12 protein-coding genes are annotated in these 23,353 nt (G+C 63.3%); 10 read left to right on the plus strand and 2 right to left on the minus strand.

Going from position 1 to position 23,353, the window contains the following annotated elements:
* Positions 1-186: 186 nt before the first annotated feature.
* The 8 genes from H145_RS22345 (at position 187) to H145_RS19430 (ending at position 16,247) form a co-directional block, all read left to right on the plus strand.
* Positions 187-2,169 (plus strand): lytic transglycosylase domain-containing protein, encoded by a 1,983-nt coding sequence (locus H145_RS22345; protein WP_019946307.1) that lies wholly within the window; start codon positions 187-189, stop codon positions 2,167-2,169.
* A gap of 214 nt (positions 2,170-2,383) precedes the next feature.
* Positions 2,384-3,010 (plus strand): hypothetical protein, encoded by a 627-nt coding sequence (locus H145_RS0101205; RefSeq protein WP_019946308.1) that lies wholly within the window; start codon positions 2,384-2,386, stop codon positions 3,008-3,010.
* 153 nt (positions 3,011-3,163) lie between these two features.
* Positions 3,164-5,440 carry an NADP-dependent malic enzyme gene (locus tag H145_RS0101210; RefSeq protein WP_019946309.1) on the plus strand — a complete coding sequence of 759 codons (2,277 nt, stop codon included), beginning with the start codon at positions 3,164-3,166 and terminating at the stop codon, positions 5,438-5,440.
* A gap of 196 nt (positions 5,441-5,636) precedes the next feature.
* The gene (gene ruvA, locus H145_RS0101215; protein WP_019946310.1) at positions 5,637-6,242 is read left to right on the plus strand and encodes a Holliday junction branch migration protein RuvA; all 606 of its coding nucleotides are present in this window, start codon (positions 5,637-5,639) and stop codon (positions 6,240-6,242) included.
* Positions 6,243-6,407: 165 nt separating this feature from the next.
* Complete coding sequence (gene sov, locus H145_RS0101220) at positions 6,408-13,865, plus strand: T9SS outer membrane translocon Sov/SprA (protein ID WP_205619286.1); 7,458 nt, start codon at positions 6,408-6,410, stop codon at positions 13,863-13,865.
* 253 nt (positions 13,866-14,118) lie between these two features.
* The gene (gene gcvH / locus H145_RS0101225) at positions 14,119-14,499 is read left to right on the plus strand and encodes a glycine cleavage system protein GcvH (RefSeq protein WP_019946312.1); all 381 of its coding nucleotides are present in this window, start codon (positions 14,119-14,121) and stop codon (positions 14,497-14,499) included.
* 21 nt (positions 14,500-14,520) lie between these two features.
* Entirely contained in the window at positions 14,521-14,928 is a 408-nt protein-coding gene (locus H145_RS19425; protein ID WP_157540939.1) for a VanZ family protein, read from the plus strand.
* A gap of 32 nt (positions 14,929-14,960) precedes the next feature.
* Positions 14,961-16,247, plus strand: a complete 1,287-nt coding sequence (locus H145_RS19430; RefSeq protein WP_169513145.1) for a M28 family metallopeptidase — start codon at positions 14,961-14,963, stop codon at positions 16,245-16,247.
* 283 nt (positions 16,248-16,530) lie between these two features.
* On the opposite strand, the gene H145_RS0101240 is transcribed toward H145_RS19430, so the two are convergent.
* The gene (locus H145_RS0101240) at positions 16,531-17,076 is read right to left on the minus strand and encodes a hypothetical protein (RefSeq protein ID WP_157540946.1); all 546 of its coding nucleotides are present in this window, start codon (positions 17,074-17,076) and stop codon (positions 16,531-16,533) included.
* 335 nt (positions 17,077-17,411) lie between these two features.
* A complete protein-coding gene (locus tag H145_RS0101245) occupies positions 17,412-18,314 on the minus strand; it encodes a YicC/YloC family endoribonuclease (RefSeq protein ID WP_019946316.1) in 903 nt (300 codons plus the stop codon).
* Between the two features lie 150 nt (positions 18,315-18,464).
* Between H145_RS0101245 and H145_RS0101250 the strand changes: the two genes are divergently transcribed.
* Together H145_RS0101250 and H145_RS0101255 are read left to right on the plus strand one after the other, a co-directional pair.
* A complete protein-coding gene (locus H145_RS0101250) occupies positions 18,465-21,311 on the plus strand; it encodes a TonB-dependent receptor (protein WP_019946317.1) in 2,847 nt (948 codons plus the stop codon).
* A gap of 171 nt (positions 21,312-21,482) precedes the next feature.
* Positions 21,483-23,159 carry a T9SS type A sorting domain-containing protein gene (locus tag H145_RS0101255; RefSeq protein WP_019946318.1) on the plus strand — a complete coding sequence of 559 codons (1,677 nt, stop codon included), beginning with the start codon at positions 21,483-21,485 and terminating at the stop codon, positions 23,157-23,159.
* Positions 23,160-23,353: the final 194 nt, after the last annotated feature.

The following is a 23,353-nucleotide window of genomic DNA, read 5'->3' on the forward strand; positions in this document are numbered from 1 at the left end:
GCTTTTGTATTCCCAAACGAAGCTACTGGCTATCAGTTAAGAGCTAACAACGGAGATTTAAAGTACCGCTTTAAGTAAAAAGGCTGGGAGTTCTGCGAAACTGTGCTATTTTTGGCAAAACGCTGGGTTGTGGCTCAGCGTTTTGCGTTTGGGCCCGCCGGCCATTGTCCTTTTGAGTGAGTTAGCATGATGAAGTTGCTGCGGGTTGCCGCTCCCGTTCTGCTGGCTTGCGCGTTGGCCCCCGCCGCCCGGGCCCAGGTGCGGCCCGGCGCCCCCACCGCCCCGGTTGCCCTGCCGCCCGATTCGGCCCTGACGACCCTGCCGCTACTGCCTGATTCGCTGGCCGCCCTGCCCCTGGCACCCGATTCGGCCAAGCTGGCCTGGCTGCGCACCCCGCCCGAGCTGCGCGATTTGGTGGGCGACCGGGTGAGCTGCTTTGAAACCGACGTGCCCCACGTGTTCAACAACCACGTGATGAGCTTCGTGAAGCTGTTTACCGAGCGGCAGCGCGGCTACACGCAGCGGGTGCTGGAGCGCGAAAACCTGTATTTCCCGCTCTTCGAGAAGTATCTGGCCAAGTACAATCTGCCCCTCGACCTTAAGTACCTGGCCGTGGTAGAGTCGGCTTTGATTCCGACGGCCAAGTCGCGGGTGGGCGCCACGGGTCTGTGGCAGTTTATGGGCCCTACCGCCAACGACCTGCGCCTGCGCCGCGACGAATGGGTGGACGAGCGCATGGACCCCGAAAAAGCCACCGAAGCCGCCTGCAAGCACCTGCGCTACCTGTATCGGGTGTTCGGCGACTGGGAAATGGTGCTGGCGGCCTACAACTGGGGCGCCGGCAACATGCAGCGCGTGATGAAGCGCACCGGCAAGCGCACCTACTGGGAAGTACACAGCAGCCTGCCCGCCGAAACGCGCAACTACGTGCCCACCTTCACGGCCATCATGTACACCATGAAGTACGCCAAGGAGCACGACCTGCACGCGCCCACGCTGAACTACCAGTATGCCCAGGCCATGGATACGCTGCAGCTCGGCGGCCGGCCCTTCGACCTGATGCGGCTCGCCCAGGCCATCGGCGCCCCCGATTCGCTGGCCTTGCTGCGCCTGAACCCCGAGCTGCGCAAGCCCTATTTGCCGGCCGGCTACCGCAACTACACGCTGCAACTGCCCGCCGCCGCCCGGGCCGGCCTGGTGGCCGTGGCCAGCCGCGAGGCGCTGTTTGATTACTGCCGCCCGCCGGCCGAACTACCGCAGCCCCTGGCCCCGCGGCTGGTGGCGCTGAGTGGCACTATGCCGCTGCCCGCCCGCAACCTGGCCGCTGCGGCTTCGGTAGCCAAGCCCGAAGCAACTGCTGCACCGCGCTTCGAGCGGCTGCGCCATACCGTGAAACGGGGCGAAACGGTGAACTCGGTGGCCGCCCGCTATAAGGTTAGTCCGGCGCAGGTGCGCCGCTGGAACAAGCTGGGCAGCAGTGCCTCACTGGCCGGGCGGCAGCAGCTGGTGCTGTTCCGGGCGCTGCCCGCAACGGCTGGTTCCGCGGCTCCGGCTCCGGCTCCAACTCCGGCAGCGGTGGTAGCGGCCGCGCGGCCGGCGGTGGTGCCGGTACGGGTAGCCGCCTCCAAAGCTGCTCCGGCGGCTACTGAGCCCGATTCGGCGGCCGAAGTGCTGGCCCGCGTTCCGGTTAAGCAAGCCGCCGAGGTGCGGCGGGCGGCCACCGTAGTTTCGGCGGCGGCCAACGATGATTCGATGCCGAGCCGCTACGTGGTAAAGCCGGGCGACTTTCTGGAGAAGATTGCCACTGCTAACGGCCTGACCGTGGCCCAGCTCAAAGCCTGGAACCAGCTCGGCAGCTACGTGCTGCAGCCCGGCCAGGAGCTGACGCTGAAGGCCCCGCCCGCCGCCGTAGCCAGCGAGGCTGTAGCCGACCTCATCGAAACGACCCGCGAAACCGCCGCCGTAGCCCAGGCCCCCGCCCGTCGGGCTGCCAGCCCCGCGGTTGCGCCGGTATCGCCGGCGCCGCACCTGCATCTGGTGCAGCCCGGCGATACGCTCTACAACATCTCGCGCCGCTACCAGGGCCTGACAGTGCAGCGCCTGCGGGAGCTCAACAACCTGAAGTCGGATGCCGTGCAGCCGGGCCAGAAGCTGGTGGTGGGCGGCTGATTCATTGGTTATAGTTGCTGATTCAAAGTAAAAAAGCGCCTTCGGGCGCTTTTTTATGGTCTTCTGATTACGCTAGAACCTCCCTCGTTCTATAATCAGAGCCTTATATACTGGATAGGCAAGAAAAACGTGACTCAGTTGGAACTCTTTCGGTCAGCTCTGGCGCGGTTGTTACCAACTGCCTGCCATCCTCTAATCTTCACGCCCTCCGCTTGTGTCGTCCCGCATTATATTCCTCGCTTCCCTGCTCACGGCCTCACTGCTGGGCACCTCCTGCCGCAAAGACTGCGACCCGACGCCCACTCCTCCCGTCGTGGCCGAACCGGCCCAAGCCGCCACGCTTAACGTCAATTTCGCGTATTCGGGCTCAACTGAAGCACGCTCGGTGAGCTATGTGGCCGACCAACCCAGCGCTGAACTGCTGTCCGACCGCCTCATTATCACCTTTGACGGCGGACTAGGCAACGGCGGGCCTGCCGACAGAATAAGCTTTGCACTGGCCAAGAGCCGGCAGAAACCCGGGCTGGTCGGCACCTATTCGCTGGCTTCCCAACCCGATGCCAGCCAGGGCGACGCGCAGGTGATGTTTATCCGTTTCACGCCCTCGACCAACACCGCCAACAACGCCGTGTCTGGTAATCAGAATCAGTTGAGCGGCTCGCTGACCATTACGGCCTACGACGCGGCCCGGCAGCTCGTTAGCGGCACTTACGAAGTGAAGGCGACGGACCTCCGGGATGTATTTGCCTTTCGCAACTACGCCGATTACACCCCCGATGCCCGCCGACTGGGCGACTTGCGGGTGCACGGCAGCTTTACGGAGCTTCGCCTGCGCCCTTAACTCTTACCTTTCAACTGGCCCGTTCAGCCCCGAATCCTGCCCGGTTCGGGGCTTTTCGGTTCCGGGCGGGGGCTGTACCTTTGAAGCCGGCGCATTTTGCCGCATCTTGCTTCCTTGCTTTTTCATCCGGAAGCTCAACTTCTGCCTCGCTTTATGCTCAAGATAAACAAACAGGACGCCCTCGAATACCACTCGCGCACGCCGGCCGGCAAAATTGAGGTGGTGCCCACCAAGCCCGTCAGCACCCAGCTCGATCTGGCCCTGGCTTACTCGCCGGGCGTGGCCGAGCCGTGCAAGGAAATTGCCGCCGACAAGGACGCCGTGTACAAGTACACCGCCAAGGGCAATCTGGTGGGCGTTATCAGCAACGGCACGGCGGTGCTGGGTTTGGGCAACATCGGCCCCGACGCTTCCAAGCCCGTGATGGAAGGCAAAGGCGTGCTGTTCAAGAAGTTCGCGGGCATCGACTGCTTCGATATCGAGATTGACGCCACCGACCCCGACGAGTTTATCCGCATCGTAAAGTCGCTGGAGCCCACGTTTGGCGGCATCAACCTCGAGGATATCAAGGCGCCCGAGTGCTTTCGGATTGAGACGGCGCTGCGCGAGCAGATGAACATTCCGCTCATGCACGACGACCAGCACGGCACGGCCATCATCTCGTCGGCGGCGCTGCTGAACGGGCTGGAAGTGGTGGGCAAGCAGATTGAGAACATCCGGGTGGTGGTGAGTGGGGCGGGCGCGGCGGCCATTTCGTGCCTGCGCCTGTGCCTGGCGCTGGGCGTGCAGCGCGAAAACGTGGTGGTGTTTGACAAGGACGGCCTCATCACGCCCGCCCGCACCGATTTGGCCGACATGCAGCTGTTTTTCGCCACCGACCGGCCTATTACCACAATGGCCGAGGCCCTGCACGGCGCCGACGTGTTCCTGGGCCTCTCGGCCGGCAACGTGCTGGCCCCCGAGCTGCTGCTGAACATGGGGCCCGACCCCATCGTGTTCGCGCTGGCCAACCCCGACCCGGAGGTGGCCTACGAAGCGGCCATGGCCACCCGGCCCGACCTGATTATGGCCACCGGCCGCACCGACCACCCCAACCAGGTGAACAACGTGCTGGGCTTCCCCTACATTTTCCGGGGGGCGCTGGACGTGCGGGCTACCGAAATCAACGAAGCCATGAAGCTGGCGGCCGTGCGGGCGCTTTCGGAGCTGGCCAAGGAGGCCGTGCCCGAAATGGTAAACCGCGCCTACGGCGACAATACGCTGAGCTTCGGCCGCACCTACCTCATCCCCAAGCCCCTCGACCCGCGCCTGATTACCACCGTGAGTCCGGCCGTGGCCCGGGCCGCTATGGAAAGCGGCGTGGCCCGCGTGCACATCACCGACTGGGCGGCCTACGAGGACGACATCCGGGCGCGGCTGGGCGTGAACCAGAAGCTGATGAACCGCATCACGTCGGCGGCGCGCAGCAACCCCAAGCGGGTGGTATTTGCCGAGGGCGACACCTACAAAACCCTCAAAGCGGCCCAGATTCTGCGCGAAGAAGGCATTGCCTTCCCCATTCTGCTGGGCAACCGCAACAAGATTGAGCGCATTGCGGCCGAAACCTCGCTCGACCTGGAGGGCTGCGAAATCATCGACATCATTCGGGAGGAAGCCCGGCGCGAGGAGTACGCCGAGCTGCTTTACCAGAAGCGGCAGCGCCGGGGCATCACGCTCTATGAGGGCCGCCGGCTGCTGCGCGAGCGGAACTACTTCGCCGCCATGATGCTGGAAACCGGCCACGCCGACGCCCTGATTACGGGCCTGAGCAAGGACTACGGCAAATCTATCGTGCCCGCGCTGCAGGTGATTGGGGTGGCCGAGGGCGCCCGGCGGGTGGCCTCGATGTACATCATTCAGCACCGCAAAGGCCCGTTCTTCTTCGCCGACACCACCGTGAACATCGACCCCACGGCCGAGGAAATGGTGGACATTATCGGGCTGACGGCGCGGGCCGTGAAGTTCTTCGATGCCGAGCCGCGGGTGGCCGTTATCAGCTACTCCAACTTCGGCTCGAACCCCGGCGAGCTGCCCGACAAGGCCCGTCGCGCCACCGAAATGGCCAAAGCCCGCTACCCCGAACTACTGCTCGACGGCGAGATGCAGGCCAACACGGCCCTCAACCCCGAGCTGCTGCAGGAGCAGTATCCCTTCTCGCCCCTCGCGGCCAAGGGTGGGGCCAACACGCTTATTTTCCCCAACGTTATCAGCGGCAACATTGCCTACAAAGTGCTCCAGGAAATCGGGGGCGCCGAGGTAATCGGGCCGGTGCTGATGGGCATGCGCAAGCCGGTGCATATTCTGCAGCTCGGCGCCTCGGTGCGCGAAATTGTGAACATGGCCGCCATTGCCGTCGTCGATGCCCAGCAGCCGGGCAATAAGGGGCTTTAGAGGTAAAATGGTGAAATGGTGAGCTTAATGTTCAATGGTCCTTTCTGCGCAAGCAGCGCAAGTAGGTACCGTCGAACATCAAACTCACCATTTCACCATCTCACCATTTCACTTCTAAAGTCCCTAACTTGGCACCAAAGCGGCTACCGTCGCGTTCGGCCGTTTCCACCCGTTTCTACTTCTCTTCTGCTCCCGCATGATTGCTTACGTTGACGGCAAGCTCGCCTACAAAGACCCCGCCCAGGCCATTCTCGACGTGGGTGGGCTAGGCTACGAAATCCGCATTTCGCTGGCCACTTATGCCAAGCTGCCGGCCGAGGAGGAGAAAATCAAGCTCTACACTTACCAGCACATCAAGGAAGACGGGCAGGCGCTCTACGGCTTCCTCGACCCCAACGAGAAGGCGCTGTTTATGCAGCTGATTTCGGTGTCGGGCATTGGGCCGGGCACGGGCATCGTGATGGTGTCGTCGATGTCGGTGGGCGAAATCCGGCAGGCCATTGTGAGCGAGGATGTGCGCGCCATCCAGAGCATCAAGGGCGTGGGGCCCAAAACGGCCCAGCGCGTGATTCTGGAGCTGAAAGACAAGCTGCGCAAAGACGAGCTGCTGGCCAAGGCCGGCATTGATACCGTGCCGCTGGCCAAGGCGCACAATACCAGCCGCGCCGAGGCGTTAGCCGCTTTAGTAACGCTGGGCTTCGCGCGGGCGGCGGCCGAGAAATCACTCGACCAGATTCAGCGCAAGCACGGCAACGACCTGACGGTGGAGGAATTGATTAAATTCGCTCTGAAGTCTAATTAGGGCTTAGGGACTTAGGTGTTAGGGCGTAGTTACTGCTATCAGTTCAGGGCTGATGTTTCTGCCTCAACGGCCTGCCACCTATGCCCTAACACCTAAGTTCCTAAGCCCTAATACCTAGTATATCGACGCTTGACTACTGGTAAGAAGTTCTCCGCCAGCGCCTTCGTGCTTCTGGTTTCCTTGGTGGCCTGGTGGTCGGAAGCCTCGCCGTTGGCCGATGGCGCGGTGGCCCCGTTTGCGCTCGGCCAGCTGTGGGCCGACTGGCTGCCGGCTGGTTTACGGCCGGACGGCAAGTGGGGTTTTGCCCTGGCCGCCGCCGACACGCCCCGCATCGATACCACCCGCTACCAGCCCGGCACCCGGCCCCGCGTGGCGCCCGCCGACCGCCGCGGCTCGCGCTTTTCCAACCAGCGCCGCCGCTCGCCGCTGGTCCTGCCCCTGCCCGACAACGTGCAGCTGCAGGTGCAGCCCGACGACAGCCTCAAGAACTTCGACATCCGCGAGGGCATCGGCTCCGACCTGAATTTCCGCGACCCCAGCCGGATGACGTTCGAGGAGTACTCGCGCTGGCAGCAGCAGAAAGCCGTGCGCGACTACTTTCGCGAGCGGTCGGGCGGCAGCGGCGGCGTGGCCGGCGACCCCAACCAGCCCGACAACCGCCGCCTGATTCCCAAAATCTACCTCGGCCCCATGGCCGACCGCATTTTCGGGGGCAGCTACGTGGATATCCGGCCCCAGGGCGCCGTGACGCTGCGCATGGGCTACCGCGGCAACCGCAACGAAAACCCCACCCTGACGCTGCGCCAGCGCAAAACCGGCGACTTTCAGTTCGACCAGAACATGAACCTCAATCTGAGCGGGCAGATTGGGCAGAAGCTGCGCCTGACCTTCAACTACGACACCAAGGCCGCCTTCGACTTCGAAAACAACATGAAGCTCGACTACACGGGCTTCGACACCGATATTATCCGCAAGGTGGAGCTGGGCAACGTGAGTCTGCCGCTCAACAACTCGCTTATTACCGGGGGCCAGAACCTGTTTGGCGTGAAGGCCCAGCTGCAGTTCGGCCGCCTCGGCATCACCACCATTGCCAGCACCCTGCGCGGCCAGGCCGACGAGGTGCGCATCCAGAACGGGGGCCAGAGCCGGCCGTTTGAAATCAAGGCCAGCCAGTACGAAAAGGACCGCCACTACTTCCTGAGCCAGGCGTTTCGGGAGCGGTACGACAACTCGCTGCGCAACCTGCCCACCATCCAGAGCGGCATCAACATCACCTACCTCGAAGTGTGGGTGACCAACGACAACCGCCAGAGCGACAACCTGCGCAATGTGGTAACGCTCATGGACGTGGCCGAGCCCCGGCGCGTGTACCGCCAGCAGTTTCTAAACGGCGCCAACCCCAACGCCCTGGCCGATAACGCGGCCAACTCCGAGTTGAGCCAGATCCGGGCCCTGCCCAACTTCCGGCAGGAGCTGGCCATCGACGACAACCTGCTTAGCCTCGGGCTGGCCAAGAACACCGACTTTGAGCACGTGCGGGCCCGCAAGCTCGACCCGCGCGAGTACACTTACAACGCCCAACTGGGCTACCTCTCGCTGAATACCCAGCTGCTGCCCGAGCAGGTGCTGGGTGTGTCGTACCAGTACATTTACAACGGCAAAACCTACACCGTTGGCGAGATTCAGAACGACTACTCGCAGGTGGGCACCGACCAGGTGATTTTCCTGAAGATGCTCAAGGCCACCAACCCCGCCGTGGGTTTGGCCGACCCCACGCAGAACCCGCTGAACGAAAACCTGCTCACGCGCAACCTGCCGACCTGGGATTTGATGATGAAAAACATCTATCCCCTGAACGCGCAGCAGCTCAGCCGCGACCGGTTCGAGCTGCAGATTGTGTACAAGGACGACGCGACGGGCGTGGATTTGATTTCGCTGAAAGAGGGCCAGAACATTGCCAACAAGCCGCTGATTGAGGTCTTCAACCTCGACAACGTAAACCCCAACAACGACCGGAACCCCGACGGCAACTTCGACTTCTTCCCCGGCATCACCGTCGATACCGAGTTGGGGCGCATCATCTTCCCCGAAATCGAGCCGTTTGGCAGCTATTTGGCCGGCAGGTTCGACACCGTGGCCTCGCCCACGGAGCTGCAGCTGGCCCGCAAGTACGCCTACCGCGAGCTGTACAACCAGGTGCAGAGCGACGCCCAGCAGCGCCAGGAAAAGGACAAGTTCTATCTGCGCGGCCGCTACCAGGCCACCAGCACCGACGAGATTAACCTGCCCGGCATTGGCGTGGCCGAGGGCTCGGTGCGGGTGCGCTCGGGCTCGACGCTGCTCACCGAGGGCACCGATTACCAGGTGTTCTACGACCAGGCCAAGGTCAAAATCCTGAACCCGGCTTACCTCAATTCGGCCAACGAGCTGCGGGTGGAGTTCGAGAAAAACGCGCTGGTGCAGGTGCAGCCCCGCAAGCTGCTGGGCGCCCGGTTCGATTACCGGGTGTCGTCGGATATGTACTTCGGGGCCACGGTGCTGCACCTGCGCGAAAACCAGGCCCCCGGCATCAACCGCGTGAATATCGGCGACGAGCCGGGCAATAACACCATCTACGGCTTCGACATGAACATGCGGCGCGAGTCGCGGGCCCTCACGCGCTACCTCAACGCGCTGCCGTTTATCTCGACCAAGGAAATTTCGACCGTCTCGTTCAGCGGCGAGTTTGCCCAGCTGCTGCCCAGCCAGAGCAAGCTCGGCAACAAGAACAGCGGGGGCGAAAACGGCGTGTCGTACCTCGACGATTTCGAGAATGCGCGCACGCCCTACACGCTGGGCGGGCTGAACGCCGCGGTGGCCTGGCGGCTGGGCTCCACGCCGCAGCCGCTGCGCAACGGCGTGAATAACGGCCTCGAAACGGCATACAGCCGCGCCAAGCTGGCCTGGTACACCATCGACCAGACCTACTACACCAACGGCCAGAGCAAGCCCGGCAACATTGGGGCGGCCGACCTGAAAAACCACTACGTGCGCGGCATCAAGCGCGACGAGGTGTTTCCGAACCGCAACCTGGGCGCCACCGGCAACTCGTTCGAGACGACCTTCGACCTGGCCTACTTCCCCGACCAGCGCGGCCAGTACAACTACACACCCAACTTCGACCGCGCCCGGCCGACCTTCTTCGCCGATAAGACGGAACAGGCCAACGCGGACCGGCACGCGGCCATTTCGCGCGAAATTTCCTTCGATACCGACTTCGACAACGCCAACGTGGAGTACCTGGAGTTCTGGCTCATGGACCCCTTCCTGCCCGGCGACAACGGCCTCATCACCGACAACGACGGCCACAACACCCACAATACCAGCGGCGGCGACCTGTTCGTGAACCTGGGCTCGGTATCGGAAGACGTGCTGGCCGACAACAACCAGTACGAGTTTGAGAACGGCATTCCGGTGGATGGCGACCCCAACAGCCCCGACGCCGTGCCCACGCCCTGGGGCCGGGCCTCGCGCCAGCCCTTCCTCACCGACGCCTTCAACCCGGCCGCCGGCGCCCGCGCCCTGCAGGACGTGGGCCTCGACGGCATAGCCGACGTGGCCGAGCAGGCCATCGACCCCAACTACACCGGCGTGCCCGACCCGGCCGGCGACAATTTCCGCCACCACCTCGACCCCAGCTACGACCAGGCCAACGCCAAAGTGCTGGCCCGCTACAAGGACTACAACGGCATGGAGGGCAACTCGCCCGAGGGCAGCCGCCTGAGCTCGACGGCCTACCCCGACAAGGAGGACCTGAACCGCGACAACGTGATTTCGGAGATTGAGCGCTACTACGAGTACCGCATGCGCCTGCGGCCCGGCAAGCTCGAAGTAGGCCAGAACTACATCGTTGATAAAGTCACGAATACCAACGACGACACCAACAACGAGCCCGTTACGTGGTATCAGTTTCGCATTCCCATCCGGCAGTACGACCGGGCCGTGGGCACGCCCGGCGGCCAGGAGTTCGGCTTTAAGTCGATCCGGTTTCTGCGCGTGTACCTCACGGGCTGGGAGCAGCCGGTGGTGCTGCGCCTGGTGCAACCCCAGTTTGTGGCCAACCAGTGGCGCCGCTACCTCACCAAAATTGCCGAGCCCGGCGGCATTCTCAACCCCGACACCGACGCCGACGAGTTCAGCATCTCGACGGTGAGCATTGAGGAAAACGGCCGCGTGGAGCAGGCCGGGGCCGGCTCGATTCCGTACCTGCTGCCGCCCAACATCCGGCGCGACCGGGAGTACGGCTCCAGCACCACCAGCCGCCTGCAGAACGAGCAGAGCCTGCGCCTGGTAGTGGGCGGCCTGCGCGACGGTTTCGCCAAGGCCGCCTACAAAAACCTCACGGTAAACATGCTGCGCTACAAGCGCCTGAAGCTGTTTCTGCACGCCGAAACCCAGGACCGCAACCTGCGCGACGGCCAGGCCCGCGGCTTCGTGCGCCTGGGCACCGACTACACCCAGAACTACTACGAGTACTCGCTGCCGCTGGAGCTGACGCCCCAGCCCGGCGCCACGGGCACGGCCTACACCGTCGAGCAGGTGTGGCCCGAAGCCAACCGCATCGATATGTCGTTGCAGGCGTTTGTGGATGCCAAATCGGCCCGCAACAAGGCCGGCGTCAACTACAACACGCCCTACGTGGTGCAGCTGCCCAATGGCGCCACCATTACGGTCGTCGGCAACCCCGATTTGTCGTCGGTGCAGGGCGCTATGATTGGCGTGCTGAACCCCGGCGACGACGGCGCCAACCTCTCGCTCACGCTGTGGGCCGACGAGCTGCGGGTGGCCGAGTTTGAGAGCGAGAGCGGCTGGGCTGCCACCGCCCGCTTCAACACCAAGCTGGCCGACATTGCCAACATCACGGCCACCGGCAGCTACGTGACCACCGGTTTCGGCGGCCTGCAGGACCGGCCCCAGCAACGCTCCATCGACAATATTCTGCGCGGTGATGTGAACGCCACCGTGGCGGCCGACAAGTTTTTCCCGGAGAAGCTGGGCCTGCGCGTGCCGGTGCTGCTGCAGGCCGGCATCGAGAGCCGCTCGCCCAAGTACGACCCGCTCGACCCCGACACCCGCCTGGAGCAGAGCCTGGAGAAGTTTGAGGACGCCGACGAGCGCGCCGCTTACCGCCGCGAGGTTATCGACCAGACCAGCCAGCGCAGCATTTCGCTGCTGAACGTGCGCAAGGAGCGCACCAACCCCGAGAAAAAGGTGCAGCCCTGGGACGTGGAAAACCTGGCCCTGAGCTACTCGCTGACCGAGCGCAAGCACACTGATATTCGCACCGACCGCGACTATACCCGCACCTACACCGGTGCGCTGGCCTACGTGTACCAGGCCAACCCGCGCAACTACACGCCGCTGGCCAAGGTGAAAGCCTTCGACTCGCCTTATCTGGCCTTGTTCAAGGAAGTCAACTTCACGCCCCTGCCCTCGCGCTTCTCGTTTAGGGCCGACCTCGACCGGCGCTACAACGAGCGGTTTTTGCAGCGGACTTTGGAGCCCGGTCAGGTGCCGGTAACCACCGGCATCCCGCCCGTGTTCCAGAAGATTTTCTACTTCAGCCGCATCTACGATTTGCGCTGGGACCTGACCAAGGCGCTGGCCTTCGACTACACGGCCACCAACCGGGCCGTGGTGGATGAGGGCCCCGGCCGCACCATCGGCGAATCGCAGATTGCCCGCGACAACCGTCAGCAAATCCGCGACAACCTGCTGCGCGGCGGCCGCACCACCAACTTCAACCAGACCGTCGCCCTCACCTACCGCCTGCCACTCGACAAGTTCCCGCTCACCGACTGGCTGTCGGCCGATGCCCGCTACGCGGCTACCTACAGCTGGCAGGCGGCCTCCACGGCCCTTCGGCGCCCCTTCAACCCCGGCAACCCGACCGATACGACCACCGTGCCGCTGAATTTGGGCAACACCATTGAAAACAACGGCGAGCTGAGTGCCAACGGCAAGATTGATTTGGTGAAGCTCTACAACAAGGTGCGCTTCCTCAACATCATCAACAACGCCCCGCCGCCCGGCCAGCAGCCCACCGACCCCAAAACGGCCAAGGGTGGCGTAGCCGCAGCCCCCAGTACGGGCCCCGAAACAGCCACGGCCGACTCGGCCAAAGGCCCCGAGCTGCGGGCGCTGAAGGCGGTGCTGCGCTCCTTGATGACGGCCCGCTCGCTCAACTTCACCTACGTGCGTTCCAACGGCACGCTGCTGCCTGGCTACCTGCCCCGCACGCGCTTCTTCGGGTTTGATAACGGCTTCGATGCGCCCGGCCTGCCCTTCATTCTGGGCCGTCAGCAGGACCTCGACGCGCTGTTTGGCAAGGCTTACAACAACGGCTGGTACACCGACCAGAGCCAGTACCTGAATGCCCCGCTCAGCTCCCTGCTCACCGAGGCCCTCACGCTGCGCACCACCCTGGAGCCCATCCGCGACTTCAACATCCAGCTCGATGCCCGCCGCAACCTCGTGCGCAGCCGCCAGGTGTTCTACCGCCGTTTGGTGAATGATGATTTCGTGGCCGACCCGAGCAACCCCACGCCCCGCCAGAGCAATCCGCTGGGCAACGGCACGTTCAGCACCTCATTCATCGCCATCCAGACGGTATTCGGCGACCTAAGCGGCAAGGGCACGGTGTCGAAGGCTTTTCAGCGCTTCGTGCAGAACCGCGAGGTAGTGCAGCAGCGGCTGGAAGCGGCCAAGCGGATCCCGGATGGCACCTACGGCTACAACTCGCAGGATGTGCTGCTGCCCGCCTTCCTCGACGCCTACAAAGGCAAATCGTCGGATGGCTACACGGCCAAGAAGTTCAAGCCCTTCGCCCAGCTGCCGCTGCCCAACTGGAACATCAGCTACAACGGCCTCTCCGAGCTGCCCTTCGTGCAGCGCTACTTCCGCTCGTTCCGCCTCAACCACGTGTACAGCTCCAGCTACAACATTGCCGGCTACAGCACCACGGTCGATTACCTGAAGGAGCCCGACGACCTTTCGACGGTGCTCAACCAGGCCGGCCGGTTCGTGCCTTACTACATTCTCGGGCAGGTAACCATTGCCGACCGGCTGGCCCCGCTTATCGGGGTTGATTTCCAGACCACCGGCCGCCTCACCGGGCGCCTGGAGTACCGCGTCGACCGCACCATCGGCCTGAATTCGACGGTGGCCCAGGTAACGGAGCTGCGCCGCAACGACATCGTGATTGGAGCCGGCTTCGCCACCAACAAGTTCCGGCTGCCCTTCAAAATCGGGGGTGAGCAGCGGGTGCTGCGCAACGAGCTCAACGCCCGCCTCGACCTGAGCATCAGCGAGAACTACGCCATCCAGCGCACCATTCTCGACGTGGTAGACCCCATCGAAGCCGTTAAAACCGGCGGGCAGCCCAGCATCGGCCGGGCCTCCAGCCAGGTAACGGCCGGCACCCGCCAGGTGCAGCTGCGCCCCACCGTCGATTACGTGCTCAACCAGCGCCTGAACCTGCAGTTCTTCTTCACCCAGAACATCACCACGCCCAAAACCGGCAACGCCTTCAAAAACACCTCCACCGAAGCCGGAATTCAACTCCGCTACAGCCTCTCGCAATAGGTGAGATGGTGAGATGGTGAGGTGGTGAAATGGTGAGTTTGACGTGCTGTCATCCTGAGCGCAGCGAAGGACCTATACGGAAGCTGATATCAGACTATAGCTTCCGTATAGGTCCTTCGCTGCGCTCAGGATGACAGGCCCCCCGAACATCAAACTCACCACCTCACCATTTCACCATCTCACCTATTACCTGTACTTTTGAAGCGGGGTGCGGCGCGCCCCGTTTTTTAGTCCATTCACTAAGCACCACCCCATGAATCTGCCCGCCTCCCTGAAGTATTCCAAAGAGCACGAGTGGGTCCGCGTTGAGGGCGACGTGGCCTACATCGGCATCACCGACCACGCCCAGAAAGAACTCGGCGACATCGTGTACGTCGACATCGACACGGTTGACAAGGACGTTGCCCAGAACGACGTATTTGGCACCGTAGAAGCCGTAAAGACGGTTTCCGACCTGTTCAGCCCCCTCAGCGGCACCGTGCTCGAAGTAAACGACAAGCTCGACAGCAACCCCGAGCTGGTGAACTCCGACCCCTACGGCGACGGCTGGATTATCAAGCTCTCGATGAGCGATGCGTCGGAGCTGGAGGGCCTGCTCACGTCGGAAACCTACGGTGAGCTGGTAGGCGCTTAAGCGCCGCTTTAGCCGTTGGCTTTGCCCGCTGCAACGCCGCCCCCGCCGCGTCGGCGCCCTTTGGTGGGCCTGCCGGTGGCGTGGGCGGCGTTTATTTTGGTGAGCACCCTCACGCCCGCCGCCGACATGCCCGTTACGCCCCGCTGGCAACTGCTCTCCTTCGACACGGCCGCTCATGCCTTCGTGTTCGGGGTGCTCACGGTGCTGGCCACCTTTTCGGCGCGGCGGCAGCGCTGGTTGGCGGGCCTGCGCTGGCAAGCGTTCAGCCGCGTGTTTGGGCTGGCCGTGGGCTTAGGCGCGCTGGTTGAAGTGCTGCAGATGCTGCTGGCCCTGGGCCGCCACGGCGAATGGTCGGACCTGCTCAGCGACGCACTGGGCGCGGCGGCCGGCACCGCCTTCATGTGGTTTAACCGTCGTTTCTGGCAATGAGCTTGTTATCAAATCGCACCCGCGCTTTTCCCTTGAGTTGCCTGACACGACTCGGGCTGCTGCTCGGGGGCGCACTGGCCGCAACTGCGCCGGCCGCGGCGCAGGATATGGCCCGGGTCCGGCAGGCGATTACCCAACTGACGGCCCCCGAGCTGCACGGCCGCGGCTACGTACAGGGCGGCGAGCAGCGGGCCGCGGCCTACCTGCAGGGCCGCTTCCGCGCGCTGGGCCTGCAGCCCCTGGCCCCCGAATACTACCAGTTTTTCACGCTGCCCGTCAACACCTTTCCCGGCCGCGCCGAACTGCGCGCCGACAACCAGCCCCTACAGCCCGGCCTCGATTTCATTGCCGCCCCCGACTCGGGCCCCGGCAACGTACACGGCCCGGTATACCAACTCGATTCGCTGGTTTTCACCCAGTCCCAAGCCCGGCAGAAACTGCTGGCTACGCCGCTGGCCAAATCGGTGCTGGTGCTAACCCAGGCGCAGGCCAAGCGGCTGGCCGACCTGCCGCCCGCCGTGCAGGCCCACCTGGCCACGGCCACCGCCCAACTCACGCTGATGCCCGGCAAGCTCACGGCCAGCGTGGCCGGCGAGCAGGCCCCGCGCCCCCGGCTGGAAGTGCGCGCCGCCGCCTGGCCCGCCTCCGCCCGCACTGTGCGCCTGCGCCTCGATGCCCGCCTGGAGCCCGCCTACCGCACTCAGAACGTGGTCGGCTACCTGCCCGGCACCGCCCGCCCCGACTCGTTCGTGGTGGTGTCGGCCCACTACGACCACCTGGGCCGGCTGGGGCGCGACACCTACTTTCCGGGCGCCAACGACAACGCCAGCGGCGTGGCGATGCTGCTGGAGCTGGCCGCCTACTACGCCCAGCCTGAAAACCGCCCGGCCTACTCGGTGGCATTTCTGGCGTTCGGGGCCGAAGAAGCCGGGCTGGTCGGCTCGCGCTACTTTGTCGAGCACCCGCTCATTCCGCTGCCCGCCATTCGGGTGCTAACTAACCTCGACCTGCTGGGAACCGGCAGCGAGGGCCTGACGGTGGTGAACGGGCGGGTGTTTGAAAACCAGTTTGCCCGCCTGCAACGCCTGAATGCGGTGGGCGGCTACGTGCCGTCGCTGGCCGCCCGCGGCCGGGCCGCCAACTCCGACCACTTCCCCTTTTCGGAGCGCGGCGTGCCGGCCCTGTTCTTCTACACCCGCGGCGGCATCACGGCCTACCACGATGTCCTCGACCGGCCCGAAACCCTTCCCCTCACCGCCTTCAGCGCCGTATTCGGGCTCCTGCGCGACTTTCTCAACGGCGCGGCTTCGGGGAAATGAGAGGCGAGAAGTGAGAAGAACGTCATTCAGAGCATGTGGCGCATCAAGCCAGGGACGAAGAATCTCGCGTGAATCGTTGAACCGTCGCTGCAACATCAGCACGCGAGATTCTTCGTCCCTGGCTTGATGCGCCACATGCTCTGAATGACGTTCCTTTTCTCACTTCTCACTTCTAAAATCTCACCTCTCACTTCTCCCTAAAAGCAGTTCACCCGGAATCTGCCAGCAAGGCAAACTCCGGGTGAACTGCTTTTGAGATTGTCGCTGACGTAGCGGCGTTGGATTAGCTGTTGCTCTTGAACGAGCCCATGATCTGCTTGGCGACGTTTTCCCACTCGGGCTTCTGGCGGTCGGCGCAGGTGAAGGTGCACATCAGCAGCTTGCCTTCCACGTCGGTGAAGAAGATGAAGGTGTACGACTCGCGGCCTAGCTCCGGCTTCATCAGCTCGAGGTAGCCCACTTTGCGGCCGCTTACTTCCTTCACGCCGTGGCTGAACCAGGTTGCGCCCTTGTACTGCTTGGCGTAAATCTTATAGAAGTTGTCGTGGTACATGTCCACCATGTCCTGGTCCGCCGTGTTGTCGGTGTAGGAGAAGGCCAGGCTAACTTCCTTGTTGTTGGTGTAGATGACGCTCGGACGGCTCTGCGCTTTGGCGTAGTTGAAATCCATCTGCTGCTCGCTCATCACCTCGAAGCCTTTGGGGATGAGAATCTCCACCCGCTCGCTCAGAACGCGCTTTTTGATCAGCTCAACTTCGGCGAACGGACGGGCCGCCATCAGCAGCACCATCAGGCAGAGAACAGGTAAGGTAAGTAGGGCTTTTTTCATAGTAGTAGGCTGAAAAAAGGTGGAAAGCAGAGTGAGGAAATCCAGCGGTAAGGCAGTTGCCGGGCTGCTTGGATAACACAATTTACAAGGAAAAAGCCGAAGCGCAAGTCATTTGATGAAAAACAACTGCCTTCTACGCCTGAAAGGGAAATCTAGATGGCCGATAAAGTCGATTTTGACAACATAATGGCCGTTTTACCGGTGAAAATTATTTTTTGGCAGTTTAACGGTACACCTGAAAATATTCAATGCAATATCAAGAATAGCCTATGCACAGTAATGTTCTTAAAGTTATATTAGGCACCTACGCGGGCCGCCTTATTCTGGTTTTGGTTTTAGAGAATATTGTTGATCTGCTCCTTAATTTTCTCCAGTTCCTCCTTCATGCTCACCACCAGGTGTTGCATGGCCGAGTCGTTGGCTTTGGACCCGATGGTGTTTATCTCGCGACCAATTTCCTGCGAAATAAACGCTAATTTCTTTCCGGTGGGCTCGGGCAGGTGGGCCGTTTCGATGAAGTAGCGCAAATGGTTGCCCAACCGCACCTTTTCCTCGGCAATGTCAAGCTTCTCGATATAGTGCAGAATCTCCTGCTCGAAGCGGATGCTGTTGAAATGCTCGTTGGCTGAGATGTCGGCCAGGTGGCTTTGCAGGCGCTGGCGCACCTGCGCCACGCGGCTGGGGTCGTGGCGCTCCACCTCGGCCAGCAGCTGGCTGATGCGCTCCACGTAGCCCAGAATTTCGGCGGTCAGGGCCTGGCCCTCGGCCCGGCGGAACTCGTGCAGGCGCTCCAGCGCCTCGTGCAGCAGCGGCAGCAGCTCGTCCCAGCTGGTTTCGGTTTCCAGGGGCTCGGCGGCAGCGGCCGGGTCGGCGGCGGGCAGGCGCAGGGAGCCGGGCAGGGCGTGGGCCACGGCTGTTACCTGGTCGAACGACAGGCCGGTGCGCAGGCTCAGGGCCTGCAGCTCCTGGCAGGCCGCCGTCAGGGCCACCTCATTTACAATGGAGCCGCCCGCAGCCGTGGCGCGGGGCCGGGTGAAATCGAGGTTGAGGTTGACCTTGCCACGCACCAGGCTTTTAGCCAGCAGGTTGCGGATTTCCAGCTCCTTGTCCTGCAGGAAGCGGGGCAGGCGCAGAGTGAGGTCAAAGCTCTTGGAGTTAAGCGACTTGATTTCGACGGTAGCGGCGTAGTGGTCGGTTTCGCGGGTGGCGATTCCGTAGCCGGTCATGGACTGGAGCATGGGTGCGGGCAGGGCTGATGGAGGCCGCGAAAGTAGCGCTTTCGGCGGGCAGATGCGGGGCGGGCGACGAGGGTAACGCAAACATAACCGCCGCGCAATATTAGCATAACAGGGCCAGGGTAGTTTTGTCAAACCCTTTTCAAGCCCCGTATGCAACGCACACTTACGCTGTTTTTCCTGCTGCTCATCCTGCTGCTTACCAGCTCACTGGCCCGGGCCCAGCAGGCCACGCTGAGCGGAACGATTCGGGATAAAAAAACCGGCGAGGGCGCTATCGGGGCCACCGTCATCATAGCAGGCACCACCCAGGCCGCCCCCGTGGGCCTCGACGGCACCTACCAGCTCACGGCCGCGCCCGGCACCTACACCATCAGTGTGCAGTCGATTGGCTACAAGCCGCTCACCTTCCTCGGCACGGTGTTGCGCGCGGGGCAGACGACCACCCTCAATGGCGCGCTGGAGGAAAGCAGCCAGGCGCTGGGCGAGGTGGTGGTGACAGGCCAGAAACAGACCGGCACCGAGGTGGCCCTGCTTCAGGACTTGAAGAAATCGGAAGTGGTGGTGAGCGGCATGAGCTCGGACCAGATTGTGAAGACGCTGGACCGCGACGCGGCCGAGGTGGTGAAGCGCATTCCGGGCGTCACCATCCAGAACAACTCGTTTATCGTGATTCGGGGCCTGGCCGAGCGCTACAACACGGTGCTGCTCAACGATGCCCTCACGCCCTCGTCGGAGGTGGATACGCGCTCCTTTTCGTTTGACATTCTGCCCTCGTCGGTGATTGACCGGGTGCTGATTTTCAAGTCGGGCGCGCCGGAGCTGCCGGGCGAGTTTGGCGGCGGCGCCGTGAAAGTGTACACCAAAAACGCGGTGCTCGAAAACACCACCAGCCTGTCGGTATCGGCCTGGCACCGGGCGGGCACCACGTTTGGCAGCGGCTACCAGCAGAGCCCGCAGCGCAGCCGCACCCAGTGGGCCGGCTACGACGGCGGTGAGCGGAAAATGCCCACTGTCATCGGCGCCGAACCCTACAACAGCCAGCAGCCGCTCTCCGACGCCCGGCTGCTGCAGGCCGCCCGCGCCCTCGACAACAGCTGGAAGCCCCGGCTGAGCACGGCTTTACCCGACCTGCGGGCCTCGCTGGGCCTGACGCGCCGCTACGACCTGGGCCGGGCGCAGCTGAGCAACGTCACGTCGGTGTCGTACTCGAACACGCGCCAGCAGTACCAGGTGCAGCGGCAGCGGCTGGAAACGGGCACCGGCAACTTCATTTACGACTACACCGACGAGCAGGCCCAGACCGCCAGCCGGCTGGGCGTAATTCATAACTGGCAGGTGCGCCTGAGCGACGCTCACCGCCTGGAGCTGCGCAACTTCCTCAACCAGTATGGCACCGACGAAGTAACCCACCGCACGGGCGTCGATTTTGCCCAGGGCGGCGACGGCCGGGCCCGCGACAACCACGCGCTGCACTACCAGAGCCGCACGATTTACTCGGGCCAGCTGGCCGGCACCCACGAGCTGGGCGCGGCCAAAACCAGCACCCTGACCTGGCAGACGGGCTACAACTACGTGCTGCGCAACGAGCCCGACTACCGCCGCTACCGCACCGGCCGCGACGTGCCGGCGCCCGGCGACGCGGCCCCGCCTTTTCAGGTGGAAATCAGCCAGATTGGCTCGCAGCAGGATGTATCGTCGTACTACTCGCGGCTGCGCGAAGACACCTACATGGGCAGCGGGCAGTGGGAGCAGCGCCTGAGCGGCCGGCGGGATACCACCCGCGAAAGCCAGTACAAGCTGCGCGCCGGCTTCTACACCGAATACAAGGAGCGCAGCTACGCCAGCCGCTTTTTCTCGTTCGTGCCGGCCCGGCCGGCGCGCTTCAACTACGAGCTGCTGCAGCTGCCGATTGAGACGATTTTTGCGCCCGAAAACATCGGCCCCAACACGGGTTTCACGCTGCGCGAAGGCACCGGCGACGAGGACAGCTACCGCGCTGACAACCTGCTGGCGGCCGGCTACCTGAGCGCCGTGGCCCCGGTGTCGGACAAGTTCAGCGTGTCGGGCGGGGTGCGGCTGGAGTACAACCGCAAGTTTTTGCGCTCGGGTTTGGCCAGCGCCGCGCCCTACGAGGAGCAGCGCACCTTTCTGCTGCCCTCGCTCAACAGCACCTACAACTTTAGCCTGCGCAGCCTGCTGCGGCTGGCGGGCAGCGTCACGCTCAACCGCCCCGAGTTTCGGGAGGTGGCCGGCTACGCCTACTACGATTTCAACAGCAACGCCCTGCTAAAGGGCAACCGCGACCTGCAGACGGCCAAAATCTACAACGCCGACCTGCGCTACGAGTTCTACCCCACCAAGGCCGAGCTGCTGTCGGTGGGCGTGTTCTACAAGAAGTTCACCGATGCCATCGAGCAGGTAACCGGCTCGACGACCGGCAGCGCCCTGGAGCTGGGCTTCGTGAATGCCCGCAGCGCCTACGATGTGGGCGTGGAGGTGGAAGCCCGCAAAGGCCTGGCCGACCTCACCGAAAACCGGTTTCTGCAGCACTTTGCCTTCGTGCTGAACGCCTCGCTAATCAAGAGCCAAGTGACGCTGAGCGACGATGCGCAGGGGGCCGGCAACCTCAACCGGCGGGCGTTGCAGGGCCAGTCGCCCTACGTGGTGAACACGGGCGTTTTCTACCAGGATGACGCCCGGGGCTGGCAGGTGTCGGCGCAGTACAACGTCATCGGACCGCGCATTCTGTTTGCCAGCAGCAACACCCAGAACTTCAGCATTTTCGAGCTCTCCCGCCACGTCATCGACCTGGCCGCCACCAAAAGTGTGGGCCGGCACCTGAGCGTACGCGTGGGCATTCAGGACGCGCTCAACCAGTACACCCGCCAGTACTACGACTCGAACCGCGACGGTAAAATCACGGGGGCCGATGGCGGCGCGTTTGCCCGCTTCCGCCGCGGCCAGTACTCCACCGTGGGTCTGACCTACCAGTTTTGAGGAAGCGCGCTTTTAGCTGCTCGCTACTCGCTGGCAGCTCATTTTCTGACAGAAGATAATGCTGGCGTAACCCAATGATAACGGCCCGCTAACGCCCCGGCGCGGCCGGTGCCGGACCTTTGTTGGGTACTCAATCCACTCCTTTCCACCTCACTCCTCTTCTTTTTTTCGATGAAAAAGACCGTACTCTCGCTGGCCCTGGCCGCCGCCGCCGTAACCGGCGCCCTCACCCCGCTACGGGCCCAAACGAGCTGCTCCGTAGCCCCGGCCCCGGTCGAGGTGTCGGGCTCGATTACCAGCAACACCACCTGGACGGCCGACCGGGTGTATCTGCTCAAGGGTTTCGTGTTCGTGGAAAGCGGCGCCACGCTCACCATTCAGCCGGGCACCATCATCAAGGGCGATAAGGCGTCGAAAGGCACGCTTACCATCAAGCAGGGCGCTAAAATTGAGGCCCGCGGTACGGCTGCCCGGCCCATCGTGTTCACCTCGAACCAGGCGCCCGGCGAGCGGGACCGGGGCGACTGGGGCGGGCTGATTCTGGCCGGCCGGGCCCCGCAGAACATTCCGGCGGCCCCCGGCCAGCCGCTGCCCAAGCTGGAAGGCGGCCTGACGCCCGACACCTACTTCGGCGGCACCGACCCCAACGACAACTCGGGCACGCTGCAATATGTGCGCATCGAGTTTCCGGGCATTGCCTTCACCACCGACAACGAAATCAACGGCCTGACGCTGGCCGGCGTGGGCGCGGGCACGACCATTGACTACATCCAGGTTTCGTACTCCGGCGACGATTCGTTTGAGTGGTTCGGCGGCACGGTGAACGCCAGGTACCTGGTGGCCTTCCGCGGCACCGACGACGAGTGGGACACCGACAACGGCTTTGCGGGCAAGGTGCAGTTCGGCCTCTCGCTGCGCGACCCCAACCTGGCCGACGTGTCGGGCTCCAACGGCTTCGAGTCGGACAACGACGCCAACGGCTCGGCCAACGGGCCCCAGACGGCGGCCGTTTTCTCCAACATCAGCAACTTCATTGCGCCCGCTACCGGTACGCTCAACAACAACTACAAGCGCGCCATGCACCTGCGGCGCAACTCGGCCCTGAGCATCTACAACTCGGTGGTGGCGGGTTACCCGGTGGGGCTGCTGCTCGATGGCACGGCCGCGGAGGGCAACGCCGCCGGCGGCGCGCTGCAGCTGCGCCACAACGTGTTTGCCGGCTTCGCCGACAGCAAAGTGGCCACCGTGGTAACGGGCAGCACATTTGATGCAAAGAAGTTTCTGACCGACAACGGCAACGACCTCATTTCCAGCGTGGCCGACCTGAATCTGGCCACCGAAAACTTCAACCTGACCAACCCCTTCTTCCAACCCAAAGCCAGCTCGAAGCTGGGCGCCGGGGCCGGGTTCACGGGCAAGGCAGCCGACGCGTTTTTCGACAGGGTGAGCTACCGCGGGGCCTTCGCGCCGGAGGGTGCCACCGGGCCCAACACCGGTAACTGGGCCGCCGGCTGGACCAACTTCAACCCCCAGCTTACCTGCTACAACTCCCCCGGCGTGACGACGGCTACCAAGTCGGCTTCCGGGCAGCTCCGGCAGCTGGCCGTGGTGCCCAACCCCAGCACCGGCCCGGCCGAGTTACGCTTCAGCCTGCGCCGCGCGGCCACCGCTACCGTGCAGGTGCTCGACCTGACCGGCCGCCCGATAGCCACGGTGCTGGCCAGCGGGAAACTCAGCGCCGGCGACCAGGCCCTGCGCCTGCCCGACGGCCTGCAAGCGGGCGTGTACCTGGCCACCGTCACGACGAGCGAAACCAGCCAGTCGGTGCGCTTTGTGGTGGTGAAGTAGGAAGCTGATGCGACTACCGTTGCCTTGTATTTACTGACTACTATTCCGTCCTATTCGCGACCGGGCACTATTAACTACTTGATGACGAGCTGCAAACCGTCATCTTCAGCTGTAGAATCAGCTATTCTATTCTTCGTATTTTAAAAAGCTGGCTGCCCTGAGGCAGTCAGCTTTTTTTAGGTTCAGACCGAAAC

The sequence above is a fragment of the Hymenobacter aerophilus DSM 13606 genome, assembly GCF_000382225.1.
Taxonomy (GTDB): Bacteria; Bacteroidota; Bacteroidia; order Cytophagales; family Hymenobacteraceae; genus Hymenobacter; species Hymenobacter aerophilus.

Excerpts from the sequence above, each read along its gene's own strand:
- H145_RS22345 (WP_019946307.1), top strand. The coding sequence starts at position 187 with ATGATGAAGTTGCTGCGGGTTGCCGCTCCCGTTCTGCTGGCTTGCGCG.
- H145_RS0101210 (WP_019946309.1), top strand. The coding sequence starts at position 3,164 with ATGCTCAAGATAAACAAACAGGACGCCCTCGAATACCACTCGCGCACG.
- ruvA (WP_019946310.1), top strand. The coding sequence starts at position 5,637 with ATGATTGCTTACGTTGACGGCAAGCTCGCCTACAAAGACCCCGCCCAG.
- gcvH (WP_019946312.1), top strand. The coding sequence starts at position 14,119 with ATGAATCTGCCCGCCTCCCTGAAGTATTCCAAAGAGCACGAGTGGGTC.
- H145_RS0101240 (WP_157540946.1), bottom strand. The coding sequence starts at position 17,076 with ATGAAAAAAGCCCTACTTACCTTACCTGTTCTCTGCCTGATGGTGCTG.
- H145_RS0101245 (WP_019946316.1), bottom strand. The coding sequence starts at position 18,314 with ATGCTCCAGTCCATGACCGGCTACGGAATCGCCACCCGCGAAACCGAC.
- H145_RS0101250 (WP_019946317.1), top strand. The coding sequence starts at position 18,465 with ATGCAACGCACACTTACGCTGTTTTTCCTGCTGCTCATCCTGCTGCTT.
- H145_RS0101255 (WP_019946318.1), top strand. The coding sequence starts at position 21,483 with ATGAAAAAGACCGTACTCTCGCTGGCCCTGGCCGCCGCCGCCGTAACC.